The sequence below is a fragment of the Anaerotignum lactatifermentans DSM 14214 genome (assembly GCF_900142265.1).
Taxonomy (GTDB): domain Bacteria; phylum Bacillota; class Clostridia; order Lachnospirales; family Anaerotignaceae; genus Anaerotignum; species Anaerotignum lactatifermentans.
The window spans coordinates 35,457-53,442 of sequence record NZ_FRAH01000011.1 but is presented as its reverse complement, the minus strand read 5'-3'; the positions used below and the strand labels follow the sequence as shown (position 1 = coordinate 53,442).

At 46.2% G+C, this 17,986-nt stretch carries 13 protein-coding genes and 1 tRNA gene; 2 read left to right on the top strand and 12 right to left on the bottom strand.

Going from position 1 to position 17,986, the window contains the following annotated elements:
• The 5 genes from BUB35_RS04700 to BUB35_RS04680 form a co-directional block, all read right to left on the bottom strand.
• The gene (locus BUB35_RS04700; RefSeq protein WP_072849663.1) at nt 1-1,467 is read right to left on the bottom strand and encodes a coiled-coil domain-containing protein; all 1,467 of its coding nucleotides are present in this window, start codon (nt 1,465-1,467) and stop codon (nt 1-3) included.
• 3 nt (nt 1,468-1,470) lie between these two features.
• Complete coding sequence (locus tag BUB35_RS04695; protein WP_072849661.1) at nt 1,471-2,352, bottom strand: ABC transporter permease; 882 nt, start codon at nt 2,350-2,352, stop codon at nt 1,471-1,473.
• The gene (locus BUB35_RS04690) at nt 2,349-3,275 is read right to left on the bottom strand and encodes an ABC transporter ATP-binding protein (RefSeq protein WP_072849659.1); all 927 of its coding nucleotides are present in this window, start codon (nt 3,273-3,275) and stop codon (nt 2,349-2,351) included. Before BUB35_RS04690 ends, BUB35_RS04695 begins: the two co-directional genes overlap by 4 nt.
• Nucleotides 3,268-5,787, bottom strand: a complete 2,520-nt coding sequence (locus tag BUB35_RS04685; RefSeq protein ID WP_072849657.1) for a hypothetical protein — start codon at nt 5,785-5,787, stop codon at nt 3,268-3,270. The genes BUB35_RS04690 and BUB35_RS04685 overlap by 8 nt, the downstream gene beginning before the upstream one ends.
• Nucleotides 5,788-5,869: 82 nt before the next feature.
• Nucleotides 5,870-7,744, bottom strand: coding sequence for an ATP-dependent helicase (locus tag BUB35_RS04680; RefSeq protein WP_072849655.1), 1,875 nt, complete (start codon nt 7,742-7,744; stop codon nt 5,870-5,872).
• Between the two features lie 175 nt (nt 7,745-7,919).
• On the opposite strand from BUB35_RS04680, the gene BUB35_RS04675 reads away from it, so the two are divergent.
• Both BUB35_RS04675 and BUB35_RS04670 read left to right on the top strand, forming a co-directional pair.
• A complete protein-coding gene (locus BUB35_RS04675) occupies nt 7,920-9,236 on the top strand; it encodes a glycosyltransferase family 4 protein (RefSeq protein ID WP_072849653.1) in 1,317 nt (438 codons plus the stop codon).
• 126 nt (nt 9,237-9,362) lie between these two features.
• Nucleotides 9,363-9,436: transfer RNA gene (locus BUB35_RS04670), tRNA-Arg, on the top strand.
• A 139-nt stretch (nt 9,437-9,575) separates the two neighbouring features.
• Here BUB35_RS04670 and BUB35_RS04665 read toward each other — a convergent pair.
• The 7 genes from BUB35_RS04665 to BUB35_RS04635 form a co-directional block, all read right to left on the bottom strand.
• Nucleotides 9,576-10,943: an alanine/glycine:cation symporter family protein gene (locus BUB35_RS04665; RefSeq protein ID WP_072849685.1), complete on the bottom strand. Its 1,368-nt coding sequence runs from the start codon at nt 10,941-10,943 to the stop codon at nt 9,576-9,578.
• Between the two features lie 617 nt (nt 10,944-11,560).
• Complete coding sequence (locus tag BUB35_RS04660) at nt 11,561-12,928, bottom strand: alanine/glycine:cation symporter family protein (RefSeq protein ID WP_072849683.1); 1,368 nt, start codon at nt 12,926-12,928, stop codon at nt 11,561-11,563.
• Between the two features lie 481 nt (nt 12,929-13,409).
• Nucleotides 13,410-14,489 carry an endonuclease/exonuclease/phosphatase family protein gene (locus BUB35_RS04655; protein WP_072849651.1) on the bottom strand — a complete coding sequence of 360 codons (1,080 nt, stop codon included), beginning with the start codon at nt 14,487-14,489 and terminating at the stop codon, nt 13,410-13,412.
• A gap of 12 nt (nt 14,490-14,501) precedes the next feature.
• Nucleotides 14,502-16,058: an amidohydrolase gene (locus tag BUB35_RS04650; RefSeq protein ID WP_072849649.1), complete on the bottom strand. Its 1,557-nt coding sequence runs from the start codon at nt 16,056-16,058 to the stop codon at nt 14,502-14,504.
• 216 nt (nt 16,059-16,274) lie between these two features.
• Nucleotides 16,275-16,679, bottom strand: a complete 405-nt coding sequence (locus BUB35_RS04645) for a NifB/NifX family molybdenum-iron cluster-binding protein (protein ID WP_072849646.1) — start codon at nt 16,677-16,679, stop codon at nt 16,275-16,277.
• 12 nt (nt 16,680-16,691) lie between these two features.
• Nucleotides 16,692-17,516 (bottom strand): Mrp/NBP35 family ATP-binding protein, encoded by an 825-nt coding sequence (locus tag BUB35_RS04640; protein ID WP_072849644.1) that lies wholly within the window; start codon nt 17,514-17,516, stop codon nt 16,692-16,694.
• Entirely contained in the window at nt 17,513-17,884 is a 372-nt protein-coding gene (locus tag BUB35_RS04635; RefSeq protein WP_072849642.1) for a DUF134 domain-containing protein, read from the bottom strand. Before BUB35_RS04635 ends, BUB35_RS04640 begins: the two co-directional genes overlap by 4 nt.
• Between the last annotated feature and the right edge of the window lie 102 nt (nt 17,885-17,986).

Genomic DNA, 17,986 nt, shown 5'->3' with positions numbered 1-17,986 from the left:
TCACCGTTCCAGTGTGGCAAAATAATCAGAAACCAGTTCCCGCATGCCATAGGGCACACTGCTGTTTTCCAGCGTTTCCATGGCTTCGTTGCGGTACTGACCATAGACCGTATCATAAGGCACGGATGTTCCTGCCTGCCCCATGGTGCGGTGTTCCGTTATGGTGGTCTGACCTTCGTCGGAATCCGTTCCTTTCAGCTGGGCATCGTAACCGTCTTTGCCTGCCGCAGAACGGGTATAGATTTTTTCCGGCTCTGCATGACCGAATCCACGACCCTGACCGCCATTACCTACGCCAGCGGTTCCGCTGCCGCCACTGCCCGTCTGACCGCCGGTTCCCTGACCGCTTTCGCCTTGACCTTCACCGCCTGTGGACTCACTGCCGCTTTCCACTTTTTTCGCCAGACTTTGCTGTCCCACGTTGCGGTTCAGTTTTTGCAGGCTGCTTCTAAGAGCACTATTCACCTGTGCCTGAGAAAGCAAGGCATTTTTCACAGCCTCTCCTGCTTCTGAGGGGTCTGCCCCATTTTCCAGAGCTTCTTCCAAAGCTTTCAAGGCTTCCTGTAACTCCTCATCACTGATATTTTCCGCAGCTTCTGCCAATTGTTGTGCCAAGGATGCTGCCTGACCTTTATCCATGGCTGCCATTTTCTGCAACAACTGTTCCATTGCCTGAGAAATGGATGCCTCATCTCCCTGTTCCAAGGCTTCAGACAATGCCGCCGTGTCTTCTTCCTGTTTCAAGGTTTCTGCCAGTTCTTTCAAATCTTTGGAAACGCTCTCCTTTTCCAGTTGTTTCATATTCTGCTGGGCTTCCCGCACAGCTTCTTCCGCGGCTTTTTTGGTCTTTGCTGTTTTCAGGTCTTTTTCCAATGCCTTTGCCGCTTCCAGAAAGACTTTCTTTTCTTCTTTGGAAAGCACCGGCGTTTCTTCCGCCTTTACCTGCTCGATTCTCTCCAGTTGGGCATTGGCATAGACCTCCGCATCCTTATCCCGCCGCACCGGCATAAATCCAGCACCAATGGTAAGCACCACCACCAACGCAAGGACACGCAGCACCTTCACGGGCAGGCGCATCCGATAAAGCTTGGCAAAATCCGTTTCCTTGGCTTTGGCAAAACCGTCTGCCACTGCCATTTCCTCCACGGGATTTTGCGTACCTTTGCCCAAAAGCTCCATGGTGGTAATCATTCGCTCTGCGCCGCCCAAGGCGTCTGCCGTTTCTGCCGTTTCTTTCTCCGTCACTTTTCGCAGGAAAAAGGCTGCCGTAAGGGCTATGAGCAGCCCCAGCAAAACAAACACGCCGCAGAGAGGCAAAACCGGAATTTCCGTCCAAAATTTCGACAATACAACAACGGCAAGGCATAAAATGCCTGCCGCTGTTTCTCCATATATAAACCATTTCAAAAACCGCTCCGCCATAAGCTTATGCCGCAGGGGAGCCAGTAAACGCAAAAATTCTTTCATGGCTTATCCCTTCTTTTTTCGTACCTTCTTTTCCCGCACCGGATTGATGATGTAAGCAGAAAGCAGTACAAACACTACAATGACCACCAGATCGAATACCAGATGCAGCAGCCATATATGTGTTCCCATCCACTGATAGATTGCGGAAGTCTGGTCGGTCATCCGCAACAGCGAATATGTCACATCCGTCCCCAGCTGGGCATTCATCAAGGAGAAAAACGCCACACCAGGATTGGGAATGAGAATCAAAATGGTTGCCAATACAGGAATATCCCCATTATACAAACCATCATAAGACATATAGTAAAATGCCAGCAGTACCAAGGTACCGAAGCACAAAAATCCGATAACCAGATACATGAGCACAATGGATACGATGGTGCGCTTAAACAGGCAGGAGAAAAATACAGAAACACTGCCTACCATGCAGGCTGTCACCAGCACGAAAGCAAATACTTCCGCCACCTGCACCACCGATACGGCACCGAAGTAAAAGGCAATGGCAAAAATGGGCAATGTTGCCACCACCAGCAGCATCACATACATCAAAGAAGATGCCAGTTTGCCCAACACGATGGAAAGAGGGCTCATTTTTGTCACCAGCAGCAGATCCAATGTCTGCCGTTCTCTTTCGCCGCTGATACTGCCCGCTGCCACTGCCGGCGCTGTCAAAAGGACCAGTCCCATCTGCACCGCAGCCAGCACCACATAAAGCCAAACCATAGAGGAAGGATCAAAACTTAAGTCGCGATTCTGGAACATGGCCAAATCGATATACAGCATGGCGCCGACTGCCGAAATCACCAGAAACAGCACCAATGCTCCATAAGTTTTCCAGCTTCGCATGGTGGTAATGGCTTCTTTGCGCAAAACCGGATTCATCATACGCCTGCACCTCCTGTCACCTGCATGAAGATTTCTTCCAGATTGCCTTCTTTCTCACGGAAAGACACGATTCCAATGCCGCTTTCTACCAAACGTTTCAGGATTTCCGCCAGCATTTCCTCGCTGCCGTCGAATACAAATTCCAGATCGGCGGTATTTTCCGTGATTTCTTTTACCGCAGGCATTTCCTGCAGGATTTCTACTGTCTTGGACACATCCGCCAAAGGACGCACATAAATGATGCGTTTCTGGGTCAGCTGCCGCATGATTTCCTGTACCGTCCCTTGGGCTGCCAGTTTTCCCTGATTGATGATACCCACTTCTGTACACATCTCCGCCAATTCCGGCAAGATGTGTGAGCTGATGACAACGGTTTTCCCCATGGACTGCAACTGCTTGAGGATTTCTTTCATTTCCACCCGGGCACGAGGGTCAAGACCCGATGCGGGCTCATCCAGAATCAGCAGTTTCGGGTCATGGATGAGGCTTCGTGCCAGACAAAGGCGCTGTTTCATCCCTCTGGAAAGGGAGTCCACATAAGCCTCTTTCTTATGGGACAGGTCTACAATATCCAGCAAACCATCAATAATATCTTTTCTGTCTTTATAGGGAACCTCATAAGTCCCTGCGTAAAAATCCATGTATTCCGTTACTTTCAAATTATCATACACACCGAAAAAGTCCGGCATATATCCAATTTTCGTCCGCAGCAGTCTGGGATTTTTTGTCATGTCCACATCATCCATCCAGATGCTGCCTTCTGTTGCCTGCAAAAGCCCTGCCATCATGCGCATGGTGGTGGTCTTTCCGGCGCCATTGGGTCCTACAAAGCCGTAAATGCTGCCGTCAGGCACGGTCAGTGTCAAATGATCCACTGCCGTAAAATTGCCGTAACGTTTCACCAGTTCTTTCATTTCAAGCATACAGACCGCCTCCTTTCACACGCATTCTGGGTGCATGGGTATACACGCCCGGTTCCAGATACATTTTGAACTGTACCACACGTTCTTCGTTGATATAGTCCTCGCCGGGTGCATAAGGTGTTTCCACAAAATCTTCCCATTGTCCCGTTTTCACGTTATATACCTGAGGGTCTGCATACATACCGGAACGATAGCTTTCATCGAAAGCAAACTGAATTTCATCAATACGCACACCTTCACCAACGACATACTGCAAAACAACTTCCTGCTCTGCATCCATATAGTTGTTTACTTCGCAGAAATTGTTCCGATTGTCATAATACACGCCATAATTCACTGCCTGATCTGTTGTTTCCGGCAAAACTGTAAATGGCAGATCAAAGGATTTTTCACGGCTCAGATCTTTGGTGCCTACAGTATGGAACATGGCCAGGCAATTTTCCCTTGCGGGTTTTCCATTGAGATATTTCACACTGTCAAAGATTGGCATATCACTAAAGCCGAAGAATTCGTACGTAATCTGACTGTTTTCCCAGCTGCTCTGTTCTGTCGTATCCCAATTATAGAGGATTTCCATCAATTCCTGCTCACGGCGCAGTGTGTACCCTCTTTCTTCCGTAATGGTACCATTCTGCACCTGATCCCAAATCGTTGTGTCATCTCCTGTAACCAAGTTGGTCATTCGTTCCCCATAACGGTCATTGATGTTTTCCGTACTCAAATCATAAGAAACCTCCATGGTTTCTCCTGCCGGCAGTTCACCAAGAGGAATGTATATATAATCCAATTTCAGATAAGCATCCATGAAATTTACAGAAGTTCCGTTTGTCACGGTGCCCACAACTTTTTCTCCATCAAAGGCTACATTGCTGGTAACGCTGCCGCCCAGTTCCAATGTGGCAGAGGCACTGACAAAGTTTGTTTCCCATGCCATATTGTCATAAAAGACGATATTTGTGCCATCCCCTGTGGTGACTTTATAATCTATTTCTTCTGCTTTGCCATTGCCGTCATACCAGCCATTATCCAGTTGGGGCTGCACAGGAATGGGTAATTCACTTTCCAGAGTCACATCACCATTGCCAGGCACTTTCATAGCCATGGCAATCTGAGTTTCCCCAACGCTGCTGCCTTCTTCCATTTCCACAATGGCTTTTGTGCTGATCATACCATTGTGATAAGTACTTCTGCCTGCCAGCAGGAATACCACACCAAAAAATACAACAGACAATACGGGAATGGTGATCCACCCCAGTTCTCTGCGGTCTTTTTTCTTCAGCACAAGATACATAACAGGACCTGCCAGTACAATATAAATACCGACTGCCAAAAAGATTACAACTATGGAATTTCCTGTCACAGAAGGGAAACTATTTGCTGCATAACGCAGCTGGTTGGTGATTTCCGCCCCTGCATTTTCTCCTTCCGCATCATACAAACCACTGCAAAGCCCTTTCAGCACAGCTGTCTGCTGGGGCATATTGGCAAAAGGCGCCAGACCCAAAGCAAAATGGTTCAGCAGCACATAACCGCCGCCATAAGGCATGAGAGAAGTCAAAGGCGTACCATTTGCCTCCCATTTTACAGACGCCTTTTCTGCGGAAATCCCTGCAACAGTCAGAGGCGCAGACAAGGACAAAGCAGTTCCATCAGGCGCGGAAATGCCGCTGACACTCTGGGTACCGTTCAGAGAAACATCCACAAAATCCAAACCGGAAAGAACTTTTTGTGCCTGCACCCCTGTACCCAGTACAAGAAGTCCCCCATTATCCACCCAGTTTTTCAGGGCTTTTTTCTGGGCATCTCCCAGTGTAGCTGTATCAAAATCGTCGATGATGAGCACCGCGAAATTTTCCATAACACTTTGGGATTCCGGGAACGTATCCCGATCCAAGAAGAAAACAGAAGTTTTTTCAGACAAGTTCATACCTGCCAGATACTGTACCTGTGCAGGCTGTTCACTGAGAACGCCCACAGCCACCGTTTCTGGAGAAAGGGCGTCCACAGGCACATGTTTCTGAAATACCACATTGCCGCCCTCATCCACCAGTGACACTTCCATAAAACGCCGTACCGTATTCAAGCCCAATTCCATGGAAACCTGCTTTGTGGCGCCTTCTGGCAATTCCAGCTTTTGACTGTACAGGGCATATTTCTGGAAACCGCTGTCTGTGTTTTCATAGGTGTAAACTTTCACCTGAAATTCACCCTGAAAAGCCTCGCCGTTATTGGTCAATGTGGCCGTCATAGGCGTGACTTTTTCTACAATATAAGAATTGTCGAAGCCCATCTGCAAATCCAGAACAAAATGATCACCACCAATGATTTTTTCCTGTTCCTGTTCCGGCGTTGGCTCTGCTACATCTGTATTGGTAACAGCCGTGACGGTCTGTGTATTCGGAGCCGCGGCAAAAACAGGTGTCAGCAGGCTCAGCACCATAATTAAGGCAATCACCAACGCAATGACAGCAAAAATCTTTTGTTTGAGTTTTTGTTTTTGATGATATTTCATAGCTGTCCTCCCTGTCTAGTAGAAACACATTTGTTTTTCTTTCATTATAACAAGGGGCTTCTCAGAATGTTTTAACTCTTTCTTAAAATTTTCTTCTATTTTCTTTGAAAAATAGACGTTCATCCAATCCCATCTCCATAAGGAAGCGGGAAGGCTTCAAAGGTTTCTCATAGCGGTTTTCCGTAAAAGAAAGGAAAAGCCTGTCCTTGGTGCGGGTCAAACCCACATAAAACAGCCGCCGCTCTTCTTCCAATGCACTTCCCTTTCTGCCTTTTTCATAGGGAATGATGCCTTCCGCCAGAGAAGGCAGGAACACTGCGCCAAATTCCAGCCCCTTTGCACCATGGAATGTGGTCAGGGTAACGCCATGGGTATTGCCTTTCTGTTTGGATTGTTCCTTCATTTGACGGCTCAATTCCTCCATTTTCCGCACAAACTCCGTGCCGCTTTCCGTTCCTTTAGCCGTTTCCGTAATTTCGTCGGCAATTTCTATCATATTAGACAGGCTGGCTTTTCGATAAGCCGCATAGTCCGAAAGATATTCGTCATAGCCTACCACTTTCCGCACATACCGCAAAGCCTCATAAGGCTTTCGCTTTTGAATCTGCCGCAAATCTTCCTCTAAACTTTCCAGATGTTCCGCCTGCCATTTCTGCAAAGAGGGGCAGACATGGAGGCTCCGCAACAAACCATAGGGCATCTGTTCTGCCTCTGCCAGTAAATCCTTGCTGATGTACCGTTTCGGTTTATTCACAATGCGCAACAAAGAAGCGTCACTGTCCCTATTTTCCGCCAGAAACAGATAAGCCGCCAAATCTCTTGCAATCCAGTGGTCATAGAGATGAAACCCTCCATCCCGCAGATGGTAGGGAATCCCCCGACGGAACAAGGCTCTGGCAAACGCGCCCCCTTGGATATTGGTGCGATAAATCACGGCTATTTCTTCTATGGGCATTCCCTCTTCCAATAAATGCGCAATTTTCTGAGCTGTCAGTTCCGCCTCATCCCCGCTGTCTTTTGCCACAAAAACATTGATGCGATCTCCCAGTTCCCGATTGCCTTTGATTTCCTTTGCATAACGGCTTACATTGGTACCGATAACCTGAGATGCCAACCGGATGATACGCCCGGAACAGCGGTAATTCACATCCAGAAAAACTTTTTCCGTTCCCGGAAAATCTTTTGGGAAATCCAGCATAAAGGAAGGGCTGGCACCACGGAAGCCATAAATGCTCTGGTCATCATCTCCCACCACAAACAGATTGTTTTTCGGTGCCGCCAACATTTGCAAGCAGGCATACTGGGCACGGTTCACATCCTGAAATTCGTCTACCAATATATAGTCAAAACGATCCTGCCAGGCTTTCCGAACCTTTTCATCCTGTGACAAAACATCATAGCATTCTGTCAGCATATCATCGAAATCAATTTTTTCATTCCGCCGTTTCCAGCCATCAAATTTCTTTGTCAAAGCCACAAATTCATCTTTTGGCAGCCCATCCGGCATAAAGTCACTGACATCCAGCAATTGATTTTTCATGAGAGAATACTGACTGAAAAACTGTTGGATATATTCCTCCTGATCCTGCACAGAAATGCGGGCTTCTGTCACCAATTTCTGCAAGGTATTCCGCCGTTCGTCCTCGGAAAGGACCTGTTCCAGACTGTAACCGCAGGCTTGGCGAAGAATACGAAAAAAGATACTATGGAATGTACCGAACATCACACCCGATTTTCCCTGCAAAGCGGCATATCTTGTTTTCATCTGTTCTGCTGCCGCTTTCGTAAAGGTAATGACCAATATCCGATAGGGGGACACACCCATTTTTTCCGTCAGGCGGCGTATCCGCTGGATGATGACCGTTGTCTTGCCACTGCCGGGACCTGCCAGCACCAGCATAGGTCCTGCCCCATGGGATATGGCGTGTATTTGATTGGGATGCAATGTCTTTGCCATGATGTGTTTTCCTCCTTTTGGGTTCTGCTTCCAGTATACCATATTTTCCCGCTCCGCCATAAGACTGGGGAGGTCTTAAAAAAATCTTTATACGTTCGTAACGGATTGTTACTTGTCAAAGGGTGTCTTTTATATTAAAATCGCATAAGAAAGATCAAAACAGGAGGTGGCAAAATTGAATATCGGGATCTTTACCGATACCTATTTCCCGCAGCTCAACGGCGTCGCAACTTCCGTACAGACCTTGCGGCGGGAACTGGAAAAAAAGGGACATCAGGTATATATCTTCACGCCTTATGACCCGCGGCAGCAGCAGGAAACGGACGACCATATCTTCCGTTTGCCCAGTATGCCCTTTATCTTTGTCAAAAATTATCGGGCTTGTTTTGTCTGCCCGCCCCATATTCTGCGTAAGATTCACCAGTTGAAACTGGATATCATTCATACACAGACGGAATTTTCTCTTGGATTTTTAGGAAAACTTATTTCCAAAACATGCGGCATCCCTATGGTACATACCTATCACACCATGTATGAAGATTACGTCCATTACATTGCAGGCGGTCATCTTATTTCCGCTGAAGGTGCAAGAGAATTTAGCCGCATTTTCTGCAACACTGCCATGGCAGTCATTGCACCTACCAAAAAAACCGAGCGGCTTCTGCGCAGCTACGGCGTCAACAAACCCATTTCCATCATCCCCACAGGCATCGATACTTCACATTTCCGCAAATCCAATTACGACCCTGCGGAAATACTGGAACTGCGCCATAGCCTTGGACTGAAGGCAGATACACCTGTGCTCATTTCCATCGGGCGTATTGCCAAGGAAAAAAGCATTGATGTCATCATTGGCGCTCTGCCCAAATTGCTGGAAAAACTGCCGGATACCATGATGGTCATTGTTGGGGAAGGCATGGAAATAGAAAATCTGAAGAAATACGCCGAATCTCTGGGCATTGGCGACCATCTGCTTTTCACAGGCGGGAAACCCTGGTCAGAAATCGGAAAATATTATCAGCTGGGCAATGTTTTTTGCAGTGCTTCTCTGTCAGAGACACAGGGGCTTACCTTTGCGGAAGCCATGGCTGGCGGCATTCCCGTTGTTGCCAGACGGGATGACTGCATTGTCAACTTCATGACCCATGGAGAAACGGGCATGTTTTTTGATGATCCGGCAGAACTGCCTGACCTGCTTTATCGCGTGCTGACAGATGAACCTTTGCGGGAACACCTTTCCACAACATCCCAGAACACCATGGAAAGCCTTTCCGTGGAAACCTTTGGCAACCATGTGGAGGGACTGTATCAGAAAGTCGTAAGGGCATGCCAGAATGCAGAAAATATTCCACTGCCCTCTTTGCCCGTCATCAAAGGCACAAGAGTTGCCCATCGTATTTCAAAAATACCCAAAAAGCTGGCACACCGCAGTCGTTCTTATTCTTCTCATATTGCAGAAAGACTGTCGTTCCTGCCCAGACACCGTTCCTAATACACAATAAAATTGTATTTTTGAGGGGCTTCAGATTGTCCCCTCAAAAATACATAAAGAAACTAAAAAAATCTATTGACAAAACATGTACTTTCTTGTATTATATTTCTTGCGTGAATCACGTATGTGAGTGTAGCTCAGCTGGATAGAGCGTCTGACTACGGATCAGAAGGTCGCGTGTTCGAATCATGTCACTCACGTTAGGAGCTGTTCAAATGAACAGCTCTTTTTCTTTTTCCAAAAAACAATCACTCTCTCCCTATCGAGAATATAAAAAGAAACATAAAAAAGGCGGCTTTTAAAAGCCGCCTTTTCATTCGTGGTAGGATAAGATTTTGATTATTTGTCAACAACAGGAATTTCGTCATCAGACCATGCATCCATATTGTTGTTGAACAGATATTTCTTGGTTTCTGCTGCGATTACGCCACTCAGACCAAGCAGAGCAACCAAGTTGGGGAATGCCATCAAAGCATTCAGGATGTCCGCGATACCCCAGATCAGGTCCAGGCTGACAACGGAACCGATGAATACAACGATTGTCCATGCGATACGGAAAGGCATGATTGCTTTCTGACCACACAGGTATACCCAACATCTTTCACCATAGTAGCTCCAACCAAGGATTGTGGACCATGCGAAAGTGATCAGACCAACTGTCAATACGATAGGCCCGATAACGGGGATGTTGTTGAACGCTGCGGAAGACAGATCGCCACCAGTCAGACCAGTCATACCAGCGGGGTCTTTCATGATAGAGGATACCAGAACCAGACCTGTCAGAGCACATACGATAACTGTATCCCAGAATACACCAGTCATGGCGATCAGACCCTGACGAACGGGGTTTCTGGTAACGGCTGCCGCGTCAACGATTGGAGCGGAGCCCAGACCGGATTCGTTAGTGAACAAACCACGTGCAATACCAAAACGAATTGCCATCATAACTGTGGAACCGATGAAGCCGCCGCCTGCAGCCTGAGGTGTGAATGCACTTGTAACGATCAGTTTCAGTGCGGGCAGTACATAAGAACCGTTCAGGAACAGAATGATGATACAACCAATGATGTAGAAACCAGCCATGAAAGGAACCAGTTTTTCACATACTTTAGCGATGGACTTAACGCCGCCCAGGATAACCAGACCTGTCAGAACTGTGATGACAGCGCCGGAGATAACAGGAGAAATACCAAATGTATTTTCTACCATGTTTGTAATGGAGTTACCCTGTGTACCGTTACCGATACCGAAGCAGGCAAAACCAGCGAACAGCGCGAACAGAATGCCAAGCCATTTCTGTTTCAAGCCTCTTTCCAGAGCATACATAGGACCACCGATCATACCGCCGTCTTTACCTTTAACTCTGTACTTGATAGCCAAAACAGCTTCACCATATTTGGAAGCAATACCGAAGCAGCCTGTCAGCCATACCCAGAATACCGCACCAGGACCACCGGATGCGATCGCTGTAGCAACGCCGACGATGTTACCGGTACCGATGGTCGCTGCCAGTGCAGTTGCCAGCGCGCCGAAACCGGATACGTCACCTTCTGCTTCTTTGTCGGGTGTTACGGAAAGCTTGATGCCTTTGAATACATATCTCTGAATCACTCTTGTACGCAGTGTCAGGAATACGTGTGTACCAAACAGTAATACGAGCATAATTGGACCCCATACTACGCCTTGGATACTAGAAATAACATCCATCATATTAATTCCCTCCCATTTTATGAAATATAAAATAATTTCGTTGGCAGAAACCGACTTTACATTTTCAAAATAGCAAACCTTACAATGTCCCACGAAAACATCTTCGGTTTTTGTCTATTCTGATTATGTATACCTTGTCGATTCCCTCACCTGTTACTATTTTATCTTATTTTTCAGAAATTACAAGAAGTTTTTTACGAAAGAAATTTACCAAAAACCTTCTTTCGATACAAAAATATACAATTCTTATTAAATGATTCGCATTTTTTTATACCTTTTTTATGAATATATTCTGAACGAGTAAATTTTATTTGTGAAAAGCTTTTAATATACTTCTAACAAAATCCACCTTGCAAAACCCATTGCGAATTATCAAAATCAAACAAGAAAAAGCCCAATTTAGGCGATTATCACGCACATTTGTACTTCCTAAAACGGACACTGGAAAAAAATGTAAATTCTCACTTTGCACAAATGTATATTTTTTCAAAAAATTGGAATTTTTTTCCAATTTATGCGTAAAAAAAGCGGCTGTACGCATTTCAATCGTACAGCCGCTTCATTTTTGTTCAGTTTATATAATTGCTTTTTTCTGCTCTTTATGGTAGCAAATCTTATTTATCCACAACGGGAATTTCATCATCAGACCAACCATCCATATTGTCGCTGAACAGATATTTCTTGGTTTCAGCTACGATAACACCACTCAGACCAAGCAGAGCAATCAAGTTGGGGAATGCCATACATGCATTCAGAATATCCGCGATACCCCAAACTGCGTCCAGTGTCATAACGGAACCAACAAATACGACCAGTGTATAGATGATACGGAAAGGCATGATTGCTTTCTGACCACACAGATATACCCAGCATCTTTCACCGTAGTAGCTCCAGCCAAGGATGGTAGACCATGCGAAGCAAATCAGACCAACTGTCAATACGATAGGACCTACAACAGGAATGCTTGCGAAAGCTGCGGAAGAAAGTGTGCCGCCTGTCAAACCAGCCAGACTTTCGGGGCTCTTCAGGATAGAAGAAACCAGAACCAGACCTGTCAAAGCGCATACGATAATGGTATCCCAGAATACACCAGTCATGGCGATCAGACCCTGACGAACGGAGTTTCTGGTTGCAGCTGCCGCGTCAACGATAGGCGCAGAACCCAAGCCAGCTTCGTTTGTGAACAGACCACGGGCAATACCAAAACGGATTGCCATCATAACGGTAGCACCAACAAAACCGCCGCCTGCCGCACGAGGTGTAAACGCGCTTGTAACGATTGTCTTCACTGCGGGCCATACAAAATCATGGTTCAAAATCAGGATAATGATACAGCCGATGATGTAGAAACCAGCCATGAAAGGAACCAGTTTTTCACATACTCTTGCGATGGACTTAACGCCGCCGATGATAACGATACCTGTCAGGATTGTCAGAACCACACCTGTGATATAAGGAGAAACGCCGAAGGTATCTTGTACCATGCTGGAAATGGAGTTGCCCTGTGTACCATTACCGATACCGAAGCACGCACAACCTGCAAACAGTGCAAACAAAATACCCAGCCATTTCTGTTTCAAACCTCTTTCCAGAGCATACATGGGACCACCGATCAGACCGCCGTCTTTCCCTTTTACTCTGTATTTGATTGCCAGAATCGCTTCGCCGTATTTGGAAGCCATACCAAAGCAGCCTGTCAGCCATACCCAGAATACCGCACCGGGACCACCGGATGCGATCGCTGTAGCGACGCCGACGATGTTACCGGTACCAATGGTCGCTGCCAATGCAGTTGCCAGCGCACCAAAACCGGATACGTCACCGCTTGCTTCTTTATCAGGTGTTACAGAGAGCTTGATGCCTTTGAACACATATCTCTGGATCACTCTTGTACGCAGTGTCAGGAATACGTGTGTACCGAACAACAGTACCAGCATGACGGGTCCCCATACAACCCCTTGGATACTAGAAATAACGTCCATCATATTAATTCCCTCCCTAGTTTAAAAATATAAGTCCTTTGGTTCGCAGAGACGCCCGGCAAGCCGCGGTTCCTGCAGGGTATCTCCTTCATATAAATTGATTAGAACTCACTGCCATTTTATCCAGAAATTGTAAATTCTGCAATAGGGACTTCCATATTTTAACAGTTTCTTTATACCTAAAATGTAAAAATATGTAAAAAATATAGCATTTTTTCTCCATTTTCTATGGAATTTTTCAGCCTCTAACCCCATGAAATCAAGTGATTCTGTCAATGAAGCACAACTTTCCACCACAAGCGGATGGCAATCGGTTAATTTTTCACAGAAGTATACAATGTGCATTTTTATTTGCATTCTACTGAATTATATTCTTTTAAATGTAATTAATTTCATTCATTTTATCTAAAAATCCCTCTATTCTTTTTTACCATACGAAAAAAGTGTGGAAAAAATTCCACACTTTTTCAAAAACCATGCTTTATTTTGAAATTTCTTTCAGCTGGAAAGTCATCACCAAAGGATTATGATCAGAAAATTCATATCCTGTATCAATGACTTCCAGACTTTCACATACCACATTATCCGAAATCAAAAATCCATCTACGGTTGCCTGGAAAGAAGTTTCCGGGTCATAGGGAATGTCTGTATAACGGGTGCTCTGTGGCATATCCGCCTTCTGTTCCTCAGTCAGCGTATCCATGGCAACGGTAAAGCCTTCCGGCAGCATTTCTCTGGGGAAAATATGTGCCCAGCTGTAGGCTTCTCCTTCCTGAGACTTCTCGCACATTTCATGATTGAAGTCACCGCCGCAGACAATATAGTTGCCCTTTTCCCGTTCTGCCTGCATGTCCGCCGTCAGCATGCCAATCTGCCCTGCCCGCACGGAATCATCATGACCATAAGCAGAAAGATGTACATGATACAGGCAGAGATATTTCCCATTTTCCACAGGAATTTTTACCACCTGATAACATCTGTCTAAATCCAGCAGTTTTTTGAAATCTTCCTGAATAGGCAAGCTTCTTCTGATGGCGCTTTCTATGGGATAAGATGAAAAAACAGCCATACCAGACAGGGATTTCCCATGAGGCTCCCAAGGCGGCACCATCAGGTATGCAGAATCATAATTGACAGCAAATGTGGTGTCCTGTGCCGGGAAAAATTCTTTCAACATACCGTATTCATTGATGTGGTGACTTCTGGTAGAATCCAGATCCACTTCCTGAAATAAGGCAAAATCCGGTGCAAATTCTGCAATTTCCTCTCCTGCCCCTTTTACGCAGGCTACAACGCTTTCTGGACTTTCTGCGACAGATTGCTTTCCGCCATCCATAAAAAACGTAAATTCGGGCGTATATGCCCCAAAACCAATATTGTAGCTAGAAATTGTATAGGATTGTTCCTCTTTCAGTACATGTCCTTCCGCTTTTTTCTCAATTCCAGTTTCTTTCCCGTCAGGAATTCGGTGATAAGTCAGCAGTACATAAGCGGCATAACCAATGACTGCTGCCACTGCGATACCGCCGCATAATGCCGCAATTTTCTTTTTTCTTCCCAAGCCTTCTCCTCCTTATACCTGATAAATGGTCTGACCGTCTTTGACCGTCATCATGACCTGTATGTTTCGTATATCGTTCGGTTCTGCTGTCATGGGGTCTTTGTCCAGCACCACAAAATCCGCCCGCTTGCCGGGAGCAATGGTGCCTTTTTCCTGTTCCTCCCCATACTGTTTTGCCGCATGGATGGTAATTGCCTGCAAAGCTTCATAAGCAGACAACTTCTGTTCTCCGCCCAGCACAACACCGTTTTTCGTTTTCCGGTTCACAGCACACCAAACCGTTTCCATCATATCCGGCGGAATCACAGGAGAATCTTGGTGCAGTGTGAAAGGAATCTGCTTTTCCTCGGCATCTCTCACAGGGCTGATGCGTCTTGCTCGTTCCATGCCCAGATTTTCCATATGCACATCGCCCCAATGGTACACATGAGCAAGGAAAAAGGATGGCTTGATGCCCAGTCTTGCCAGTTCCTTCACTTGGTCATGGCGCATAATCTGTCCATGAATCAAAACAGGACGGATACCGGGGCCCCATTTTTTCATCACTTTCTCATATACCCTCAGATATTGGTCAGCAGCCGCATCCCCATTGGCATGCATCAAAAGCTGCTTCTGTTCCCGTACTGCCCGTTCTACCAACGGTTCCAGTTCTTCGTCGGAAAGCATAGGATACCCCTTAGTGCCATCGGTATAAGGTTTCGTCACCCATGCGGTCTTGCTCTGAGGAGAACCATCCAGCAAAACTTTGTAGCCGCCCACTTTCAAATGGTGGTCATACTCCCCTTTGCAGGAGGGGAAAGCATCAATGAGTTCGGGACTATTTTTCAAATCCATATATGCTACTACATCCAGCCACAGTCGGTTCTGTTCATAGAGCATGTTATAAATGCCTTTGATCTGCTCCACAAACATCCCTTCCTGAACAGTGGTAATACCTTTGGAAGCATATAAGTGCTGTGCTTTTTCAAAAGCAGATACCAGCTCCGCTCCTGTCGGCAGAGGAAACTTGTCCATATTCTGAATGAGGGCATTTTCTTCCAGCAAACCTGTCCCAAAGTCAATACGTCCGCCTTCCGGATCAGTGGTTGTTTCTGTAATACCCAATTCTGCCAGCCCCATGGAATTGAGCACACCAGAATGACCAGAGGTATGCTGAATGAGCAGGGGATGTTCCGCAGTGATTCCATCCAGAAATGCTTTTTCCGGCAGGTGTTTTTCTTTCAGATTTCCATGATTGATACCTTTCGCCAGCACCCATTTTCCTTTGGGCACCTGATTTTCCCGGATAAAATGTTCAATCCGTTCTTTCACTTCTGCAAAAGAAGATGCTTCTGCCAAATCCACCTGCAGCATACCGTTTGCCACACCCATCAAATGGCTATGGCTGTCAATAAATGCCGGCAGCATGGTCTTGCCTTCTAAGTCCACAACGTTCTCCGCGTCTTTTGCCAGCTCCGCTCTTTTGCCTACTGCCTGAATTCGTCCATTTTCCACCAGTACCGCTTCCACCACGGACACACCCGGCTCCATGGTATAGATGGTTCCGCCTGTATATAATGTCCCTTGCATTTCTCCGCCTCCTGTCCCGCTTTTTTGTAATGGTATTATGATACCACAAAAAAATGAAATTCCATGTCTTTTTCCAAAAAATTTATTTTTCTTATGAAAACATTTATAAATAGGTAAGAAAACTATTATTTTTTCAAATCAAACAAAGAAAGAGCCGAAACTCCATATCTGAAAATGGAAGTTTCGACTCCTTATAGATTTCAAAAAGTATGCTGTTTAGTGACCGCAGTGACCGCCGCAATGGTGATCATGTTCACCGCAGTTTTCATGGTCGTGGTGGTGATGGTCTGCACATTCTGCGTTTGCATTGAACAGCAGTGTGCCTGCCAGATAATCTTCAACCACTTTTCTTGTTTCGCCTGTTACGCCGCCGAATACAGAAATGTTTTTCTGTGCCAGCGCCATTTTTGCGCCGCCGCCGATGCCGCCGCAGATCAGAACGCTTGCACCCTGTACTACCAGGAAGTCTGCCAGCAGGCTGTGACCGCTGCCGTTTGTGGATACGATTTCGTCAGACAGGATTTTGCCGTCTTCTACAGTGAAAATCTGGAACTGTTCTGTATGGCCAAAATGCTGGAATACCTGGCCGTTTTCATAAGTAACTGCTACTCTTGTTTTCATGATAGTTCCTCCTCAAATTTTTTCCAAAAAGTCAATCATGGGATTCAGCCATTCGCCTTCATAGCTTTCTGCTTCCCCATTGTCACATCTTGCAGCGATTTCAGGATTGATGGGCAGTTTACATACAACGGGAATGTTATGTTTTGCCGCAATTTCTTCGATATGGCTTTCACCGAAGATCTGATGTTTCTTGCCGCAGTCAGGACAAACGAAATAAGACATGTTTTCTACGATACCCAAAATTGGTACGTTCATCATTTCTGCCATTTTTACTGCTTTGTCAACAATCATGCCAACCAGTTCCTGAGGGGAAGTTACGATGATGATGCCATCAATGGCGATGGACTGGAATACAGTCAGAGGAACATCACCTGTTCCGGGGGGCATGTCGATGAACATATATTCTTCATTTTCCCATACAACGTCGCGCCAGAACTGTTTCACAGTTTCCGCAATGACAGGACCTCTCCATACAACGGGGTCTGTTTCGTTATCCAGCAGCAGGTTTACGGACATAACGTCAATGCCTGTTTTTGTTTTGCAGGGCATCATACCCAGTTCTGTGCCGTAAGCTTTTTCCTTCATGCCAAAAGCCTTGGGAATGGAAGGACCTGTGATATCTGCATCCAGAATGGCTGTCTGTTTGCCTTTTCTCTGGGTCAGTACTGCCAGTGTGCTGGTAACCATAGATTTACCAACGCCGCCTTTGCCGCTGACAACGCCGATGACTTTCTTAATGCTGCTGTGGGGATTTGGTGCTACCAGAAAATCCGCCGGTTTGCGGTTGCTGCAGTTAGAGGAGCAGCTGCCGCAGTTATGGGAACAATTTTCGCTCATAAGGTTACATCTCCTTCGTGTTTTTCATCTTTTTTGCAGCAGATGGGATGACATTTTCTGCCACAGGGTCTTGCGGTGCCTTCGCAAAGGTCGTAGTCGCCGCCTTTGATGACAAGCACCTTGCCGTCTACCAGGGACTCAGCCACTTTACGTCTGGCGTCGTTATATACCCCCTGCACCGTTGTCCGGGCAACGCCCATCTGTGCCGCGCATTCTTCCTGGGTATATCCCGCCAGATCAATGAGCCGCAGGGTTTCATACTCATCTACGGTCATGACCACCTCGCCGCAGCAGCTTCCATTCAAAGGACCAAAACGGCTGCTCTTTGGCATGGCGCAAACCCTTCTGCACTTTCTCGGTCTGGGCATATGACACCTCCTGTTTTCGACATATGTTACTTACTCCTTCAGTATACTCCGTTTATGACATATGTCAATATAAATCCTGCATTTTTTACAAAACAAACAGCA